A 17,199-nucleotide genomic window follows, 5' to 3' on the forward strand; every position below is an offset into this window, starting at 1 on the left:
TAATGACGTGGCGATTAACCGCGTATAAGGCTGCTTATCAAATGGTGGCTCGATGCGGACGGCGGAAATCATTTCCGTTCCGCGCGTATGCCATCTAAACGCTCAGCGCCAGCCTCATCGGCCAGCGCTGAGCCGGATTGATTAACCCGGCCTTGTCCGCTACGGGAGTATCATGACATTTCGTCTCGGTTTGCCGCAGTGGCAACATCCGCACTGGAAACGCTATGGCCTGGAAACGCTGGCCGATTATGCACGCTACTTTAACTGCGTGGAAGGCAATACCACGCTGTATGCGCTGCCCAGAGCTGAAGTGGTGCTGCGCTGGCAGGCGATGACCAGCGACGATTTTCGCTTCTGCTTTAAATTTCCCGCCAGCATCAGCCATCAGGCGGCGCTGCGTGACTGCGACGATCTGGTCGATGAATTTTTCCGCACGCTGGATCCGCTCAGCGCGCGCATCGGGCAATACTGGCTGCAGCTGCCCGCCGCCTTCGGCCCCGATTCCCTGACGACGCTGTGGGCGTTTCTTGATCGTCTGCCCGGCGTATTTCGCTACGGCGTTGAGGTGCGTCATCCGGCGTTCTTCGCCAAAGGCGAGGCAGAGCGCGCGCTCAATCGTGGTCTACATCAACGCGGCGTAAACCGCGTGATCCTGATAAGACCTGCCTTATGATACACTCCTTTTCAGTTGAGTGTTCAGAGGTGGTCACATGCCTAAAGCAATATCCTATGTGAGATTTTCTACAAAGGGTCAGTCAGTTGGTGACAGTACAAGACGCCAGTCTAAGTACATCAGTGATTGGCTCAAAAGAAATCCAGAGTATGAACTTGACCAGACTATGAGGTTCCAGGACCTGGGGATCAGTGGTTACTCTGGTGCTAATGCCAGGTCTGGTGCTTTCGGTGAGTTCCTTGCTGCTGTTGAGTCGGGGTATATCGAAGCTGGGACTGTGCTGCTGGTGGAAAGCTTAGACCGTGTGTCGAGACAAGACATCGATGCAGCAGGTGAACAACTCAGAAAGATACTCAGAGCAGGTGTAGAAGTGGTCACGCTGGTGGATAACGAATGGTATACCAGAGACAGCCTTAAAGACTCACTATCTATGATCAAAGCGCTGTTGGTAATGGAAAGAGCGCACGAAGAATCACGTATAAAGGCTGAGCGTGTCAGGGCTGCATGGGCTTCTAAAAGGTCACAGGCTGCATCGACAGGGAAGATTATGTCGAGACGCTGCGTAGCATGGCTCAGGGTCTCTGAAGATGGTCAGAGCTTTGAACAGATACCTGAGAACATCAAAGCGGTTCAGCGTGTGTTTCAGCTTCGTCTTGAAGGTCTGTCACACGTTAAGATAGCCAGACAGATGAACAGTGAAGGTTTCGCTACCCTGAATCAATACAAACCCATCAAAGGTGGCTGGTCACAATCGGCAGTAACCGAACTCCTTAGCAACAGAGCGGTGATAGGCTATAAGGTGCCTTCAAGGTCGATGGTCGTAAAAGGCGTTGAAGAGATACCGAACTATTACCCAAAAGTTATCACGGAAGAGCAGTTCTACGCTGTCCAGCAACTTAAAGCTGGTGGTACTGGACGTAAACCTTCGTCTGATAAGCCCTTGCTGACGAATCTGTTCAAGGGCGTTATGCGCTGTGCTAAGTGTGGCTTTGTCATGATAGTTAGCGGAGTTACTGAAAAGAGACCAGGTAACTATCGCTGTTCGATGAGACAGGAGGGACGTTGTAATGCAAGAGGTATATCACGTTTACAGACCGACAGAGCATTGGTTCAGGGACTGCTGTATAACACACACAGACTCACTCTGAGCGGTGATAACGCTGGTGTAATAGGTCAGCTTCAGTCTGAGCTTGAAACGCTTCAGAAGCAGCGGGAGAGGCTTATACGGCTGGCTATGATGACCGACGATACAGATCTGATAGCTAACGAGGTGCGTGGACTGAACAGACAGATTAAGGAAGCTGAAAAGAAGATCTCTGATCAACATCAACGAGAACAATCAAGCAAGATGGAGACAATAAGCCATCTGAATCTGTCTGTGAAAAAGGATCGTATCGAAGCCCAGATAATCATAAAGCGTTTGGTAAAAAGCATCTTTGTGGATACTGGGAAAAAGGTATGCAGGATAGATCTTCACAATGGTCTGTGTTTTGATAACTATCCGTTAGACAAAGTTGTTGATGGTGCAATGTGGATGGAGATACTCCCTGTGATTGGTGATTATGGCTTTGATTTCGAGGGATATGATATAAAACCGCGTCACGTGATGCTGGAAGAGGCTCCCGATTGGGTAAGAGAGTCGGACAACAGCTATTAATTAGGGAAAGCGTTATGCCTTGGATTTGGCCACATTGTGGTTTCATCGTACCGAGAAATGAACTGTAGACCTTAAAACCGTTGGAGCAGTCCAACGAGCAATTAATCTGAAAGCAGGGTAAAAAGGTCTATAAACATAATAGGATGTTCAGCCTGTTGATTTTCTTCTGTATCAAGCAGTTCCATACCCTGCTTTTGATAGAAGCCTATAGCGTTTCTTTTGGCATCAGTTATCAAGAAACGACAACCTACCATAGGACGGACATCATCCAAGGACATTGATAGCGCAAAGCCAAAAAGCATAGAGCCAATTTTTAATCCACGGCTATTTGCATCAACAGCTAAACGTGCAATCTTGACGGCTGGAAGAAACTCATATCTTTCTGCACGCGCACAGTCGCCCAAGTCATATTCTTTCAGGTTAACTTGGCTACAGGTAAGTGTGATATAACCTTTTATTTTATAAGCAAAGGATTCGGAGTTGGCTTCCTTGTCTGCACGCTCATTATCATCTATGACAACGTACGTTTGTGCAATGCATCCATCTTGGAACAAAAGAGCATCTTGCTGAAGAAACGTCTTCAACGGCTGAAATTGTATATCACCGCTTTTAAAACGCTTATGATTATGGAATTGGTTTAAAGGCATTATTCGAAGGTCAGGTTGTACTGCATTATCCATTTTGCTAACAACCTGCCCTTTAATGATTATCCGCGTTTAGACATCTTAGAACGTAAAGCACGAGCTTCCTGTAACGAGCGTTTAGCGTTCTCGTTAGGTTTAGAATTGCTCATCTGCTTGAGCATCTGTTCGGCGTCTTTACCTGTCAGGATAGTACGGCCAAACATACTGCTTGTAATCGCCACATGTACCTCCTCAGTTTTGGTTCGTGTGCATTCGATATTAGCTTGGCGTAATATTACTCTATTACTGACGATCTCGTCAATCGATTGCCGCACCGGAACATTAGTAGTTAGCCGCTAACTTACGTTATCCGATACGATAAGTTACGCGGCCTTTAGATACGATCAAATTAGTTTGATCTCATCAGTGAGCTTGGAGTGAATCCAGCATTATTACCAGGACTCTGCCAGCCCCCCTGAAGACCCTGAGCAGACATCATCTGGAACTCATGCTGTTGCTGGATGGCATCGACAGCGATACGCTGGACTGATCCGTCAGGCATCCGTAGCTCAACTGGGCCAAATTCAACCTTAGAGTCGGGAATATTGACATTCACCTGAATTGGCTTCTGAAGGTAAGCTGCTGTTGGTGATGAGAACTGCGGTAACAGAGGCGCATTCTTTGTCTGATGCCAGTTCTTAGCGATCTCTGAAGCCTCGGATCTGAGCCAGTTCAGAGCTTTGTCAATCGGGCTGTCTTTGATAACGTTACCATTGTAAGTGGTCTCTGTTCCATCTTTACCGCCCCATCCCCACTGTTTATGTGCGAATTGTTGAAACGCTGGAAGCCATTGGTCAAAAACCAAGTTGCCAAGTTCAACGCCCATCACAATGGCAGCAGCAATACCGAACGTTCTACCGGCAGCAGACATCACAGTTGAACCACCAGCAGCAGAACCAGCAGCAGCAGAACCATCACGGGTGATACCAGCGATCCTACCGAGCTTAGAGGCTCCACCAACAGCCAGTTTCACAGCAGCGATAGCAATCAACCAGTCGAACCAGGTGTTAAAGATGTCACCAAGACCTTTTAACGCTTTCTGTGTATCTGGAGAGAGCTTGTTAACGAAACTGCTCCACTTTTCCCCAAATAGCCCAAGGTAACCGTCGATGTTCATGCTGACTGTATCAAGCGTCTCTACAATGTCTGTCAGTCTGTCGATGAACCAGCCAACAGCTACACCGCCACGTTCGATAAGACCGCCACTGTTATTGATGGATTCGCCAAGAGTATCGTAGAAGCGTGATAACGGTTTCTCAAATCCCTTGAAGAACTTTTCCATAGCCCCTTTCTGACTGTTACTCAGACGCCCCTGAGCAGCAAGGATATTATGCTGAGCCATCTTGACCTGTTCAGGTGTCGGTTCAAGGGCTTTCAGCATTACTGTAACGATGTCTGAACCTGCCATAGTCTTCATCTTGTCTTTCAGGGCTTTGGCGTCTTTCACGTTAAACGCTGCTACCATTTTGTTAACAAGTGCAGGTGCAGCGTTAACAACCTGTAGCCAGTCCTGACCATTCAGCTTAGGGCTTGCTGCGATCTGTTGCATAGCATAGTTAAGACGTCCGACAGCATCAGCGTTCATACCTGTTGTATGGGCAAAAACAGACTCGTTTTCGAACAACTTAGCGATCTGATCGTTGCTGAAAGACTTAGGCATGGTCATACGCATCTGAGCCATCTGCTGTCGTGTGGTCACAGTGTCCAGGCCGTAGTTATTCGAGACCTCGTCTGCTTTAAGGGTCATCCGTGTAGCTTCTGCCTGTGTGCCATAGGCTACTGTTGCCATCGTTGCAGCCTGTTGACGTTTAGCGCCCTCTTCGATGCTATCACGAAAGAATTCCATTGCTTTAGAGAGTGCAAAGAACCCCCCTATAAGCCCTGTGAGCGGTGTGGAGAGGTTGTCTATACCAGAGACCATGTTACGCTGAGAAATAGCGTTAAGACGCTGCTGAGCGCGTTGCTGTGAGGCTGCTCGTGATAGTTGGCTGAACTCGTAGTTAAGATGTCTCAGAGATGTCCTGAAGCCTGCGAGGTCATTAGACGCTGTGTGCTGCATCTGTAGAATCTGTAAGCGGGAGTTATAGCGCTGTGCTGCTGCCTGGTCACGTAGCTGGAGGTTTCCATACATAGCGCTTGTTCTCTGGCGATCAGCAAGGTCACTGATACGCTGTCGGGCATTAGCACCACGTGGACGGGGAACAGGGAGAGGTGAGACTAAACGAGGATCGATCCGATATGCGTTGCGGATCATTTCCCTGACACGATCGGTGGCACGTCTACCTTCTGATTCATAGCGGTTGAACAGTCCAGAGCCAGCGTTACCGATAGCGAAAGCACGTGAGAGTGACCTGTGGATATTGCGCGATGTCTCATTTGCTCTACGTTCGATATTCTTGAATGTAGAGTTCATCATCTTTGATCGGTCTTTTGAGAACACACGATCAAGACGTTTCTCTATACGGTTAGCTGCTGGAAGGATTTGACGTTCAAGCTTCTGAAGGCTCTTGGTGACATTTTCTGTTAGAGTAAGCTGGATGATAAATTCATCAATTGTTACTTGGCTCATTCATGTGTTTCGCCTCTGAGATGTAGGTAACCAGCAGCGATAAGCTTTACCGGTTCTGAGATTTGTTTATGTGGAATGCCATAGAACTTGAGTAGTTTTCGGTCACTCTGTGCAATTGCCTTCAGTGCCCCGTCTGGAATATCAGAACAATCACCAGATTCAATAGCTTTGATATATGTATGCTTCGGTGGCCTACCGTGACCAACAGCATATTTGTTGCCAGGTTTGAAGAGATGAACCATTAGAGATTTTTTCCTCATATATAAAAAAAGCCCACGTGGGATACGTGAGCCTTCTGGAGAATTATTTTCGGGTAGAACGTTTAACAACATCACTAATTAATTGTTCGAATGTTGGGATAGCCTGTAACTGCTCTCTTGCTCGTTTCTTGGCGTCTGTAAGTCGTCGGGCGATTTCTTTACGCTTCTCGATAAGACGCTGTAGCTGGCGATCGTACTCCGCTTTGGAGTATTCCAAGGCAAGATCGCTATTAGCGTAGGAGAGCAGATTAGGTACATCATTAGGAATGTATACCAGGGTGAAGCTACCCTGTGCTGGTGCAATTTCATCACCGATAATCCTAATACCACCACCATTTGAACGACGCTCAACCAATTTATAACCTTCAACTACAAGATGACCATTCTTCAGCATTTCGTTGAAGTGGTAGTCACCACGACAGATTTTCTTGAGAATGTCGGGGTGTTTGAGTTGGTAAACGTATTCAGCCTGTAGCTTAGCGCGGAAAGTTGTTTCTTGCTCTTCGAATTCGGTCACACGGTCACATGCTTCAGCGTGTTCCTTGTCAAGTTTGAGGATAATTGGCGTCCAGTACTCCTCGATTCGCTTTCTTTTTTCAGAAGGAAACAGAGCATCAAAGTCTAACTGCGCGGATAAAGAGGCCTTCTCCTCATTAACCTGAATACGGGCAGATTCCTGTTGAGCTTCCAGATCTATACGCTGCATATATTCTTCGTCTACATCATTGGATGTAACTGGGACGAGCTTATAACGCCCTGTGGCTGGGTCAAAATCGGATCGGAAAGCGTTGGTGCCGACTGGCGTGGGCTTATGTGCAAGCTGTGCAAGGAGTTTCTGTCTTTCGGCTTCTTGCAGGGACTCTTCATAGGTCATTTTACGAACGTTCATTATTGAATCTCTCTCATGGTGTGGTGGACGCTGCTGCTGGACGGGATCGGCATCTTTCTGTAACGGTCAATAATCTTGTCGAGTGTGTTTCGGACTTGGAGGTATAAGCGATCAGCTTCTTTCTGTGATTCTTCTAAGCTGAAGCCAGCAGAATGAATAGTGTCAACAAAAGAAGAGAGGATAAGTTCAGGGTTGCCATAGAAATAATGCATGACAGTAGCGAACTGAATTGTTTCAAAGTCGATAACGAAGCCACTGGGCGTGAATTGAATAATCTGATCCATTATTTAGTGACCTCATCACGGTAATAAGTTTCAATGCGACAAACAGCGATAACAAAAACGGTAGTTAATAGAGCGGAAATCATTAGCGGGAACCTATAGATATAAAAATACGCCAACCCGATCATCAGGAAGGCGCTAATTATTGAGACTGAAGAAATACATCAGGATTGATACTTATGACCAAATATCGCAAAGCCCACTCTTAACCGGATTCCCGCTCAGGTAGACGGAGGAGTGGACTTTGCACCTGCGCTTGATACCGCTGGAGTGGACGGCAAGATACGCTACAGGATTTTCAAACGGGCTTTGCGATAGGGGGTCATCCGAGGATAGGCGGTGAAGTCAACACCGCACTATGTGTACAGCAGAGTGGATGAGTCATGAGAGTTCACATCCCATAGTTAAATGTTAACAGTATTGTAACACTTTGTCAACATTATTTTAACGTTTTCTGATGGATTAAACGTGGTCTGGCTGGTGGGATCAGATCGTTCTTTAGCATCACAGCACCCTTCCTTGCTGTGTAGGGAAGACCTTTCCTCTCTTCATCTGGTCACCATACTAACAAAGGGAGATAGGCAAGCTGTAGGTGTTTACACTGTAACCGTCGGAGTTGCAGTAGAAGTTGTTCGGATCAGCAGGTGGCTTTCTGAAACTATCTGCCAGAGCTTTTAATGCCTTCTGTGACCTTTGTCTCTTTATCTCACGCTGTCTGTCTTGTTCTCGGAGAATAGCATTAAGACGAGCGGTCTCTCTGGCGTCTGCATAGTGCTGAGTTGGCATTGTGTTTTTCTCTCTTTCTTCTAAAAAATAGTGACCTGTCTGGTTCTGGTCACTGTGGCTGGTGGGTGAAAATATCTGTGGCTTAGACGAATATGCACTTAGACGTTTCATACAGAACGGGGCATACCCTTGCAAAAGGAAATAAAATATCTGAGGGGATATATAAAGATGCTGGTGATTCCCCCCATGCACCGATTTTGCAAGGGGTCTACCCAGACATAGCCTCTGTCAGCTACCTTGTTTGAGTCGGTAGAAAGAGGCTTTGCTTATCTGTAGCTGGGACATGATTTCACGTGGTGACATACCAGCGTTAATCATCTGAGTAACCTGTTCAGACGTAGCTTTCCGAGGTCTGCCACAATGAACCCCTTCAGACTTAGCACGCTTGATACCTGCTGCCCTGCGCTCTGCTATCAGATCCTTTTCCAGTGATGCAAGACCTGCCATCATCGTCAGCATGGCTTTGCCAACGGGGGTACTGAGGTCGAAACCCTCTCTCAGACTGATAACCTTAACGCCTTTCGACTGTAAGAGTTCAACTGTCTGGAGAACGTCTATCGTGTTTCGTCCAAGACGGTCAATAGCGACACAGACCAGTGTGTCACCTTCACGAACATAGTTCAGCATGTCACTGAAGCCCTGACGCTCTGAAGCCTTCACAGCACCGCTGACAGCATTGTCAGTAAACCATTTAGTGACCTGGTATCCAGATTCAGCGATCTGCTGTTGTTGGTTAGTGATTGTCTGGTCATTTGTGGAGACACGACAGTAACCAATAACTGACATAGTGATGATCCTTGTCTTAAAAGTTAGTCTCATAACTATACCTGTCTTATAACCTGAAAACAATCTTTTGAGACAATGAGAACAGGTCTTTTAGCGGATTTTTGAGAGGTCTTAAAAGGAGATGGTTTTGAGACCAGATTACTTGACAGCTTTTAGCTTAGCTTTAGGCACGGATCTGTGAAAAGTTGCCTTTACTTCATCAGCATTCTGTTCAGTTGTGGTCACGGGTTGGATCTTGGTGGGTAGTCCTGCCTTTGCTGCAAGTAAGCGTTTAGACATAGCGCGTCTGCTGTTGTTGTCACTGGCTAACAGTTTTTGGGCTACGTCGATTTGAGTTTTAAGGTCAATCTGAGCAGTGGTCTTGTCGTCTACGCCAAAGCTACGAAGTGTAACGTCGTCTTTGCGGAGAATTGCTTCAAGAAACCGATAAGCGAATGACTGATCCTGGTCTGCGGGTGTGTCTGTGTCTGTGGTCACAGTAGGATTGGTCTGTGTCATTAAGGGAGTACCTTTTGGTTTTTTTGATGGAAAAATAGACGGGTAATACCGACGAGAGGATCTGTGTATCTGGAGGCTCAGACACACTAAAAAATGTCTTTACAGATCAATAAGTTAACCTGAATTCTTCTTCTTATTGGTGGTGGTGAACAGCCATAAGAGGATCAGGATTGGAAATGTCACAGGGTGGCTGTAGAGGTCATGGATGAACCGATAAAGAGGGGGTAGTACGGTGTCAAGGATAGTCACGAACATTGCTGTCTATCGAACTCCCTCTTAGCTTCACTGTGAAGTTTATCGATATAGATCTTTGAATAGCCAAGCTGACTGGCGATCTCTGCGTGTGTGTGTCCAGAGAGCTTTAGCTGAAGGATACGGGTAATAAGCTGTTCCTTGTTATGGGAGTGGTCACGTAGTCGGGTGAAAAGATCTGACTGTTCAGGGGTGATGTTCATTGTGTTGTGTTCCTTATTGTAAATTACTGAACAGAGCCATAGAAATTCTGTTCAGTATGATGTTTAAGCTATGAACTTACTGTGTGTTTCTGACAGGTCAACAAGTTGGACGTGTTCGTTACTGCCATCACGAGAGGTTCATCGTGTTAATTCCTGCTTAGTAATTGGGATTACTCATATAAGAATTAGATTTGCTGAAACGCTTTGGTTTCTTCAGAGCAGTGACCCTGTTCGGGCTGCTGAGGAATAAATCACGGAAGCGTGTTTTAGGGTCATCGTCCAGACCTATTGGAGTAGAATACGGCTCATCATCATCATCAATGAGATCGTCTTCATCATCGAAGTCATCTTGAGCAGGGGCGAGAGGCATACTGGCGTATGTCTTTGTCACCAGTTCTTCTCTATTTAAAGAGTTCTCTTCAGAGATTCCTTCATCAAGATTAAGATCGCTAACGCTCTTATCACAATGGATTCTGGTCTCATTCAATCCCATGTTTACCTGTGATAGCGAAGCGTCCTGGTTTTGCCTTTGACCTTCTTCTTCTAAACTGATCTTATTCTTATTATTATCTCTATTCTTATAGGAGGTCATTTTGACCTGTCTGGATGGTGCAATTTGACCTGTCTGGACGGTGCAATTTGACCTGATTGATGGGTCATTTTGACCTGTCCACTTATTGACAGTCACGAGATTGGTTTTGTTAAACCTGCGATTCTTCGAGATGAATCCAGCCTTCTCAAGAGCAGATGTTGATCTTTTGACAGAGGATTCAGATACACCGAGGGATTCAGCAATCTTTGCGTTTGAAGGGAAAACTTGGACGCCTGCTTCCTGATAACTAAGAAGTGTCAGGTAAACCATTTTATCATTCAGATTGAATCGCGGATCAGACAATATATCGTGATAGGCTTTTACGAAAGTACGTGGTTGATGATTTGATGCTTCATACATTAAAACCTCAATTGTGATAGTTGGTTGCGGGATAGTAGAGCTACTGTCAAACGGACAATAAAAAACTCTTCAATGTCACCTTGTTAAAAAGAATTGTCCCTACGAGAAACCGTTAGCCATGTATGAGAGCTAACAATGGTTTTACGACCCGCATCAACTTGCAGGGACAATCAAAGTAATCTGTCAGGTGACATTGAAGAGTTTGTTCGAGAGGTATTCATACATGATTGGTACGCGATGAGTGCGGGTTATTCATCGGGTATAATTTATGTTAACATTTATGTAACATTTGTCAACCTTTTGTTTGCATTTAAAGCCAGATATGATTCCAATAAAAGACAACATACATATGTTTTAGACCCGCTCAAACGTGGTTTTACATACACGGCAATTCCAGTTAGGCTTTTCAATACCCTGCCCTAAACCCACATACTGATGCTCACGAGCAAGTAAATGAATCTTCTTGCCATCGTTTTCCCAACATTTTGGGCAAAAGGCCGTATCATCGCCATCTTTCCAGTACACACCAGATTTAAAGACAAAGGTCTCGTTGTCTTTGAGCTTTTCTTCAAGAGCTTTGTTCTTTTGCTCCGCATCAAATACAAGTGCCTGAAGAGAGACCACTTCCATCTTCACGCTCGCCAGTTCAGTCATCAAGTTCGCTAACTCAAGTTTGAGGGTAGCTTTATCAAGTTCAGGACTGTTGTCAGAAAGTTTTTTAGTGATATTTAATGCTTTATCAATGATGCCAACGGCGGTTGCTGCACTGGCTAATGTGATACCCATCCCTAACCTCATTCACGATAAACGTATGTTTATTTTAAAATCCATTAGTAGGATGCACAATATGTGAATCAGGAGAATCTACAGTATCTCGAAAGAGATGGTAAAAAGGGGCCTTTTTTTTGTCACGGAGAAAAGTCGGAAAAGTGTAATGATTAGAATGAGTTACAGAATAATTTCGAGGATTTCGTGGGGGTATTTTAAGACATAGTTACTATCACAAAGGAGGCTGGACTGTGGTGAGCTTGGTCAGGAAGAAAGGTAATACATCAACGGGTATTCTGATGCTTCAGAAGTATGGTGACCGGTATCGGATCAGGTGTACACCGGAGACACTGAAAAGAGCAACATCTGTAGAAGTGAAACCGGAGCATCGGCATCTGTTTGCTGGCAAGGACGGGATCTATAACTCACAGCTATTTGATGACATAGAGACGGGTAAACAAGAATTATTGGACTTCGTCTATAGGGTGTGTGGGGTTCGCTGTACTTTTTAGAGAGGAAAGACTGATCTGATCAGATTTCTTATCACAGTTGATAGCAGGGAGAAGATATTGTGATAAGAAGCAACTTGCTTCGCTGTCTCAGTTGCTCAGGTGGCTCGCTTACTCGCCACAACTGTGAAGGTGCTTCTGTACAGAATACTGTAGAGAAGATCTGTTAAGAGAGAACTGTTAACTGAAAACCCATAAGAACAAGCATACAATGTTGTCAATACGGTTTCAAATGAGAAATTTTTATCGTTACCATGAGAAAAACTAATCACCAGTATCTATGGGGTCTACAGGGAGTCTTTATGAGTATTTTTTATCTTAACGATAAAGAAATTAAATTGCATAGCCTTAGCCCTTAGTCATAGCCCTTAGTCACAGCCCTTAGTCACAGCCCTTAGCCCTTAGACAGTCTGTGTATTCTGCTAAAACGCTCTGTGGTCGATTCTAAGGCTTTTCTGTATATAACCATACAGACACACTAACTTAAGGATAAAACCGCTCAGAAGGCTTCCTGTGAGGTCTTTTTTAGGTGTGTGTAGAGAATTCTTAGATGCTGTTACAGGTGGGCTGTATCATTAGAGGGTTGTGATCCTCGACAGCCGCCCGGTACATGCCTCCCGTTCCACCAGCGTCGCTACGCGGGACGCCCAGTCAAAAAAACCGAAGGTGCCGCCGCACGCCATTATGACCGCCAGCGATCCAATGGTGCGCTTTATCGGCAGTGATTCGCCGCAGGAAAATCAGCAGTGGTTTAACGACTGGCTGGCTACCCTGCCCGGCTGGCAGGCACAGGGCACGCCCGGCTGTTTATTCATACGCCCGACATTGGCGAGGTGCTGGATCTGGTGCAAACGCTGTGGCCACGTCTGCAACAGGCGCTGCCGCAGGTGGGCACCGCGCCGGACTGGCCGCAGCAGGCCGCGCTGTTTTAAGGGATCGGGGCTGACGCAGCACAGGGAAACACGCGCTGGCCGCCACAAAAGATGCAGCCTGCCGCGCTTTCTGCCAAAATACCGCCTTTTCCGTAGTTGACCGGATTTTCCTCCTATGTCTAATCGCGATACGCTGTTTTCCACGCCTGTTCATAAACTGGGCGACTGGACTTTTGACGAGCGCGTAGCTGAAGTTTTTCCCGACATGATCCAGCGCTCGGTGCCGGGTTACTCCAATATCATCTCCATGATCGGCATGCTCGCCGAACGCTTCGTACAGCCCAATACCCAAGTCTACGATCTGGGCTGTTCGCTGGGCGCCGCCACGCTTTCGGTACGCCGCTCGGTGCAGGTTGATGGCTGCAAAATTATCGCCGTGGATAACTCGCCGGCGATGGTTGAGCGCTGCCGCCGCCATATTGATGCCTTCCGCGCCAGCACGCCGGTTGAGGTGATCGAGGCCGATATTCGCGATATCGATATTGAAAACGCCTCGCTGGTGATACTCAATTTTACCCTGCAATTTCTGGCGCCCGCCGATCGTCTGCTGCTGCTGGAGCGCATCTACCAGGGGATGAAGCCCGGCGGCGCGCTGGTGCTGTCGGAAAAATTCAGCTTTGAAGATGCCGAAGTAGGCGAACTGCTGTTTAACATGCATCACGATTTCAAGCGTGCCAACGGCTACAGCGAGCTGGAAATAAGCCAGAAGCGCAGCATGCTGGAAAACGTCATGCTGACCGATTCGGTAGAGACCCATAAGGCGCGTCTGCGCCAGGCCGGTTTTCAGCACAGCGAACTCTGGTTCCAGTGCTTTAACTTTGGATCGCTGGTGGCGTTAAAAGCGGGTGCGGCATGATCGATTTCGGCAATTTTTATCGGCTTATCGCTCAGGGGCCGCTGGCCAGCTGGCTTGAAGTGCTGCCAGCGCAGCTTGCTCTCTGGCAGCGCGAAAATCTGCACGGCCATTTTCGCAACTGGACGAAGGCGGTGGACAATCTGCCGCTGCTGACGCCGCAGCATCTGGATTTGCAACAGAGCGTCAGCGCCGACAGCGACGAACTCAGCGATCGCCAGCGCCAGGGCATTGAAAAGCTATTGCGCAACCTGATGCCGTGGCGCAAAGGTCCTTATTCGCTTTACGGTACGCACATCGATACCGAATGGCGCTCCGACTGGAAATGGGATCGCGTTCTGCCGCACATTTCGCCGCTCACCGACCGTCTGGTGTTGGATGTGGGCTGCGGTAGCGGCTACCACATGTGGCGCATGCTTGGCGCAGGCGCCAATATGGTGGTCGGTATCGATCCTACCCAGCTGTTTCTCTGTCAGTTCGAAGCGGTGCGCAAGCTGCTTGGCAACGACCAGCGCGCGCATCTGCTGCCGGTCGGCATTGAGCAGCTGCCGGAGCTGAAAGCCTTTGATACCGTGTTTTCCATGGGCGTGCTTTATCATCGCCGCTCGCCGCTTGATCATCTTTACCAGCTAAAAAATCAGCTGGTGAGCGGCGGCGAACTGGTGCTGGAAACGCTGGTGATTGAAGGCGACGAACATGATGTGCTGGTGCCGGGCGAACGCTATGCGCAAATGCGCAACGTCTGGTTTATTCCTTCCGCCGCGGCGCTGGCGCGCTGGCTGGAAAAATGCGGCTTTGTTGATGTGCGCATTGTGGATTATTCCCGCACCACCACCGAGGAGCAGCGCCGCACCGACTGGATGACCACCGAGTCGCTGGCCGACTTCCTCGATCCCAACGACCACAGCAAAACCGTTGAAGGTTATCCTGCGCCATTACGCGCCGTGCTGGTGGCGCGCAAGCCTTAATTTTTCAGGGCATCGTGATGATGCCCTGTTCTTTAACGGCGCGACAGCGCCTGCCCCGCCAGTAAAGCCGTCATAATGCGCTCCGTTCCGAGATAAGCAGAGTTGCATAACGAACGCTAAACTTAACGCAGCGACGGCAGGAGGAGCAATGAGAGAGTTTGATTACCAACAGGATTTTAACAGCATCGATTTTCGCCAGCACCCGGAGCTGTACCAGGTAGGCCGTGGCGAACAGGGCGTCTTGCTTGTCGAGCCTTATAAATCGGAAATCTTACCGCACTGGCGATTTCGTACCCCGGCGATTGCACGCGAATCAGCAGAAAAAATAATGGAACTGTTTGAGGCTTACCGGCAACAGGATGACTTTGTCGGGATGGATATGGCGCGCAAATTTATCCAGATGGGCTTTACCCGCGCGCGACGCTATGCCAACCATCCCGGCGGCAAAAAGTATGACGCGCAGCGGCAGGTGCTGCCGCAACAGCTGGATCAGGAAAAGGTGGAGTCGGCGACCATTTTTAAAGCTTACTGGGATAAGATCCGTGCCGATGAAGATTATCTGCAGCGTAAAAAAGCCCATCAGCAGCGCTACGGCTAGCCCAATTCGCGCTTTTCCCACGGATCCTCAACCCAACCCACAGAAACCTGCCAGGCTTTAGCCATGATGTTTCAACCATAGCTAAAGGAGAGCCGGTATGAGTAAGTTTGTTTTTTCTTCCCCGCGTAAATATGTTCAGGGCGCTGGCGTGCTGGCGGAACTGGGGGACTATCTGAAAGAGTTGGGTGACAGCGCTTTTCTCATTGCTGACGACATTGTCTGGGGACTGGTTGGCGAGCAGGTGCAGACGACGCTGAAGCAGCATGATATTCAGCAGCGCTATGAAAAATTTAATGGCGAAGCTTCCGGTAATGAAATTACTCGCTTAGCCAACGTCGCGCGGCAAAGCGGCTCCGCAGTGATTGTTGGTCTGGGCGGTGGCAAAACGCTGGATACCGCCAAGGCGGTCGCGGATGAACTACAGGCGCCGGTGGCGATCGTACCGACGGCCGCCTCGACCGATGCGCCCTGCAGCGCGCTCTCAGTGATCTACTCCGATAACGGCGTCTTTGAAAGCTACCGTTTTTACAGCAAGAATCCCGATCTGGTGCTGGTTGATACCTGGGTTTGCGCGCAGGCGCCGGTACGGTTGTTTGCCTCCGGTATCGCCGACGGGCTGGCAACCTATGTTGAGGCGCAGGCGGTGCTGCGTTCGCACGGTAAATCGATGGTTAATGGCGATCCAACCATTGCCGGTATGGCGATCGCTCGCGCCTGTGAGGAAACGCTGCTGACCTGGGGCTACAGCGCCTGGACCGCCGTTGAGCAAAAACGGGTCACGCCAGCGGTTGAAGCGGTAGTGGAAGCCAATACGCTGCTCTCCGGCCTGGGCTTTGAAAACGCCGGGCTGGCGGGCGCGCACGCGATCCACAACGGCTTTACCGCCATTGAAGGCGATATCCACCACCTGACGCACGGCGAAAAGGTGGCTTACGGCACGCTGACGCAGATGGTGCTGGAGCAGCGCCCTGATGAGGAGGTCGCCCGCTATATCCGCTTCTATCGGGCCATCAAAATGCCGACCACGCTGGCGGAAATGCATCTGGAAAATGAGAGCTGGGAAAACCTAGTAAAAATCGGCGCGCTGGCCAACAGCGAAGGCGACACGCTGAAAAACCTCAATCCGAACCTGACGCCAGAAGCGGTGGCGAATGCCATCCTGGCCGTTGATGCCTTTAGCAAAAGCGTGAAATAAAATCTGGGGCGCCGTTCGGCGCCCTTTTTTGTCGCCCTACTCCGGCTCGCTATCCCAGTATTCAAAACGGTAGGCGGTGCTGAGCTGGCGTTCAGTAGTTTCCTGTCCGGCCACTTCCGTTTCACGGGAATAGCTCAAGGTACAGTTGCCGGGCTTATCCCAGCTCTGGCATTCATCCAGCGTGGTCACGGTGCCGTTGCTGGTGTTGTTAACCATACGCAAGCCCAGCTCGCGCTGTTGCTTATCATAGGTGTAAGTTTCCTGACTTTGCGGCGAGGTGCTGCCGAGCAGCAAGCCCTCTTTGCTCCAGCGATAGCGATATTCGCCGTTAGCCTGCGCATCCGAACCGCGTGAGACACTGCTACTCAGGCGCAGCTGTTTATCGTAATCGTAAGTGGTTTCGGTAAAGCCTTTGTTACCCATCAGCATAAAGGTATCGCTGGCGCTGATGATATTGCCCTTTACGCCGACCATATAACTGATGATGCCCTGCTTCTTATTCACCTCCACCAGCGCATCTTCTTTTTTCACCTTTACGGAAATCTGGTATTCAGCCAGCCAGCCGTGGCTGACGCGCGAAATATGCTGCACCATCGCCAGCACAATATTTTGATCGTTTTTATCGTAGCTGATATCCGCCACGGTAAGCTGGCCGCAGCGGTCAAACAGCCCCAGCACGCGTTTCTGCGAATTGACGTTCTTACCAAACTCGCCCATCACGACCTGTTTGATTTGCCCTTTCGCCGTGCCGCCCAGCAGAATAACGCTGTTACTCTGTTTGACCGCTGCGGCCAGCTTACCGTGGCGGATATCAGCTACGATAAAAACGATCAAAATATTGTGCTGGCGATGGTGCAGCATATTTCGCGCGTCAGCCACGGCTGGCT

General features: G+C 48.6%; 14 protein-coding genes and 2 pseudogenes. 7 read left to right on the plus strand and 9 right to left on the minus strand.

Features of this window, described 5'->3' with window-relative positions:
- Positions 1-169: 169 nt before the first annotated feature.
- Positions 170-655: pseudogene (locus P3C52_RS10975) on the plus strand (DUF72 domain-containing protein); the annotation flags it as partial.
- A 55-nt stretch (positions 656-710) separates the two neighbouring features.
- Positions 711-2,330 (plus strand): recombinase family protein, encoded by a 1,620-nt coding sequence (locus P3C52_RS10980; protein ID WP_275555033.1) that lies wholly within the window; start codon positions 711-713, stop codon positions 2,328-2,330.
- A 101-nt stretch (positions 2,331-2,431) separates the two neighbouring features.
- Here P3C52_RS10980 and P3C52_RS10985 read toward each other — a convergent pair whose 3' ends face one another.
- From P3C52_RS10985 to P3C52_RS11020, 8 genes are all read right to left on the minus strand, one after another.
- Positions 2,432-3,010, minus strand: coding sequence for a GNAT family N-acetyltransferase (locus P3C52_RS10985; protein WP_275555034.1), 579 nt, complete (start codon positions 3,008-3,010; stop codon positions 2,432-2,434).
- Positions 3,011-3,362: 352 nt separating this feature from the next.
- Positions 3,363-5,582, minus strand: a complete 2,220-nt coding sequence (locus tag P3C52_RS10990; protein WP_275555035.1) for a tape measure protein — start codon at positions 5,580-5,582, stop codon at positions 3,363-3,365.
- A 303-nt stretch (positions 5,583-5,885) separates the two neighbouring features.
- Positions 5,886-6,731, minus strand: coding sequence for a hypothetical protein (locus P3C52_RS10995; RefSeq protein ID WP_275555036.1), 846 nt, complete (start codon positions 6,729-6,731; stop codon positions 5,886-5,888).
- Positions 6,731-7,015 carry a hypothetical protein gene (locus P3C52_RS11000; protein WP_275555037.1) on the minus strand — a complete coding sequence of 95 codons (285 nt, stop codon included), beginning with the start codon at positions 7,013-7,015 and terminating at the stop codon, positions 6,731-6,733. The genes P3C52_RS10995 and P3C52_RS11000 overlap by 1 nt, the downstream gene beginning before the upstream one ends.
- 1,011 nt (positions 7,016-8,026) lie before the next feature.
- On the minus strand, positions 8,027-8,584 hold the full coding sequence (locus tag P3C52_RS11005; protein ID WP_275555038.1) for a recombinase family protein: 558 nt from the start codon (positions 8,582-8,584) through the stop codon (positions 8,027-8,029).
- 138 nt (positions 8,585-8,722) lie between these two features.
- On the minus strand, positions 8,723-9,082 hold the full coding sequence (locus P3C52_RS11010; protein WP_275555039.1) for a hypothetical protein: 360 nt from the start codon (positions 9,080-9,082) through the stop codon (positions 8,723-8,725).
- Positions 9,083-9,694: 612 nt separating this feature from the next.
- Positions 9,695-10,489: a helix-turn-helix domain-containing protein gene (locus P3C52_RS11015; RefSeq protein WP_275555040.1), complete on the minus strand. Its 795-nt coding sequence runs from the start codon at positions 10,487-10,489 to the stop codon at positions 9,695-9,697.
- A 354-nt stretch (positions 10,490-10,843) separates the two neighbouring features.
- The gene (locus tag P3C52_RS11020) at positions 10,844-11,275 is read right to left on the minus strand and encodes a hypothetical protein (protein WP_275555041.1); all 432 of its coding nucleotides are present in this window, start codon (positions 11,273-11,275) and stop codon (positions 10,844-10,846) included.
- 1,076 nt (positions 11,276-12,351) lie between these two features.
- On the opposite strand from P3C52_RS11020, the pseudogene P3C52_RS11025 reads away from it, so the two are divergent.
- The 5 genes and pseudogenes from P3C52_RS11025 to P3C52_RS11045 all read left to right on the plus strand — a co-directional run.
- Positions 12,352-12,698, plus strand: a pseudogene (locus tag P3C52_RS11025) (hypothetical protein); the annotation flags it as partial.
- 115 nt (positions 12,699-12,813) lie between these two features.
- Positions 12,814-13,554, plus strand: a complete 741-nt coding sequence (cmoA, locus tag P3C52_RS11030) for a carboxy-S-adenosyl-L-methionine synthase CmoA (protein ID WP_275555042.1) — start codon at positions 12,814-12,816, stop codon at positions 13,552-13,554.
- Entirely contained in the window at positions 13,551-14,519 is a 969-nt protein-coding gene (gene cmoB, locus P3C52_RS11035; protein WP_275555043.1) for a tRNA 5-methoxyuridine(34)/uridine 5-oxyacetic acid(34) synthase CmoB, read from the plus strand. The genes cmoA and cmoB overlap by 4 nt, the downstream gene beginning before the upstream one ends.
- A 148-nt stretch (positions 14,520-14,667) precedes the next feature.
- On the plus strand, positions 14,668-15,117 hold the full coding sequence (locus P3C52_RS11040; protein ID WP_275555044.1) for a DUF4385 domain-containing protein: 450 nt from the start codon (positions 14,668-14,670) through the stop codon (positions 15,115-15,117).
- Positions 15,118-15,214: 97 nt separating this feature from the next.
- Positions 15,215-16,312: a glycerol dehydrogenase gene (locus P3C52_RS11045; RefSeq protein ID WP_275555045.1), complete on the plus strand. Its 1,098-nt coding sequence runs from the start codon at positions 15,215-15,217 to the stop codon at positions 16,310-16,312.
- 36 nt (positions 16,313-16,348) lie between these two features.
- On the opposite strand, the gene P3C52_RS11050 is transcribed toward P3C52_RS11045, so the two are convergent.
- Positions 16,349-17,199: hypothetical protein (locus P3C52_RS11050; protein WP_275555049.1), on the minus strand; the 851-nt coding region annotated here is incomplete at its 5' end.

The sequence above is a fragment of the Mixta sp. Marseille-Q2659 genome (assembly GCF_940807255.1).
Lineage (GTDB): Bacteria > Pseudomonadota > Gammaproteobacteria > Enterobacterales > Enterobacteriaceae > Mixta.

Excerpts from the sequence above, each read along its gene's own strand:
- P3C52_RS10980 (WP_275555033.1), top strand. The coding sequence starts at position 711 with ATGCCTAAAGCAATATCCTATGTGAGATTTTCTACAAAGGGTCAGTCA.
- P3C52_RS10985 (WP_275555034.1), bottom strand. The coding sequence starts at position 3,010 with ATGGATAATGCAGTACAACCTGACCTTCGAATAATGCCTTTAAACCAA.
- P3C52_RS10990 (WP_275555035.1), bottom strand. The coding sequence starts at position 5,582 with ATGAGCCAAGTAACAATTGATGAATTTATCATCCAGCTTACTCTAACA.
- P3C52_RS10995 (WP_275555036.1), bottom strand. The coding sequence starts at position 6,731 with ATGAACGTTCGTAAAATGACCTATGAAGAGTCCCTGCAAGAAGCCGAA.
- P3C52_RS11000 (WP_275555037.1), bottom strand. The coding sequence starts at position 7,015 with ATGGATCAGATTATTCAATTCACGCCCAGTGGCTTCGTTATCGACTTT.
- P3C52_RS11005 (WP_275555038.1), bottom strand. The coding sequence starts at position 8,584 with ATGTCAGTTATTGGTTACTGTCGTGTCTCCACAAATGACCAGACAATC.
- P3C52_RS11010 (WP_275555039.1), bottom strand. The coding sequence starts at position 9,082 with ATGACACAGACCAATCCTACTGTGACCACAGACACAGACACACCCGCA.
- P3C52_RS11015 (WP_275555040.1), bottom strand. The coding sequence starts at position 10,489 with ATGTATGAAGCATCAAATCATCAACCACGTACTTTCGTAAAAGCCTAT.
- P3C52_RS11020 (WP_275555041.1), bottom strand. The coding sequence starts at position 11,275 with ATGGGTATCACATTAGCCAGTGCAGCAACCGCCGTTGGCATCATTGAT.
- cmoA (WP_275555042.1), top strand. The coding sequence starts at position 12,814 with ATGTCTAATCGCGATACGCTGTTTTCCACGCCTGTTCATAAACTGGGC.
- cmoB (WP_275555043.1), top strand. The coding sequence starts at position 13,551 with ATGATCGATTTCGGCAATTTTTATCGGCTTATCGCTCAGGGGCCGCTG.
- P3C52_RS11040 (WP_275555044.1), top strand. The coding sequence starts at position 14,668 with ATGAGAGAGTTTGATTACCAACAGGATTTTAACAGCATCGATTTTCGC.
- P3C52_RS11045 (WP_275555045.1), top strand. The coding sequence starts at position 15,215 with ATGAGTAAGTTTGTTTTTTCTTCCCCGCGTAAATATGTTCAGGGCGCT.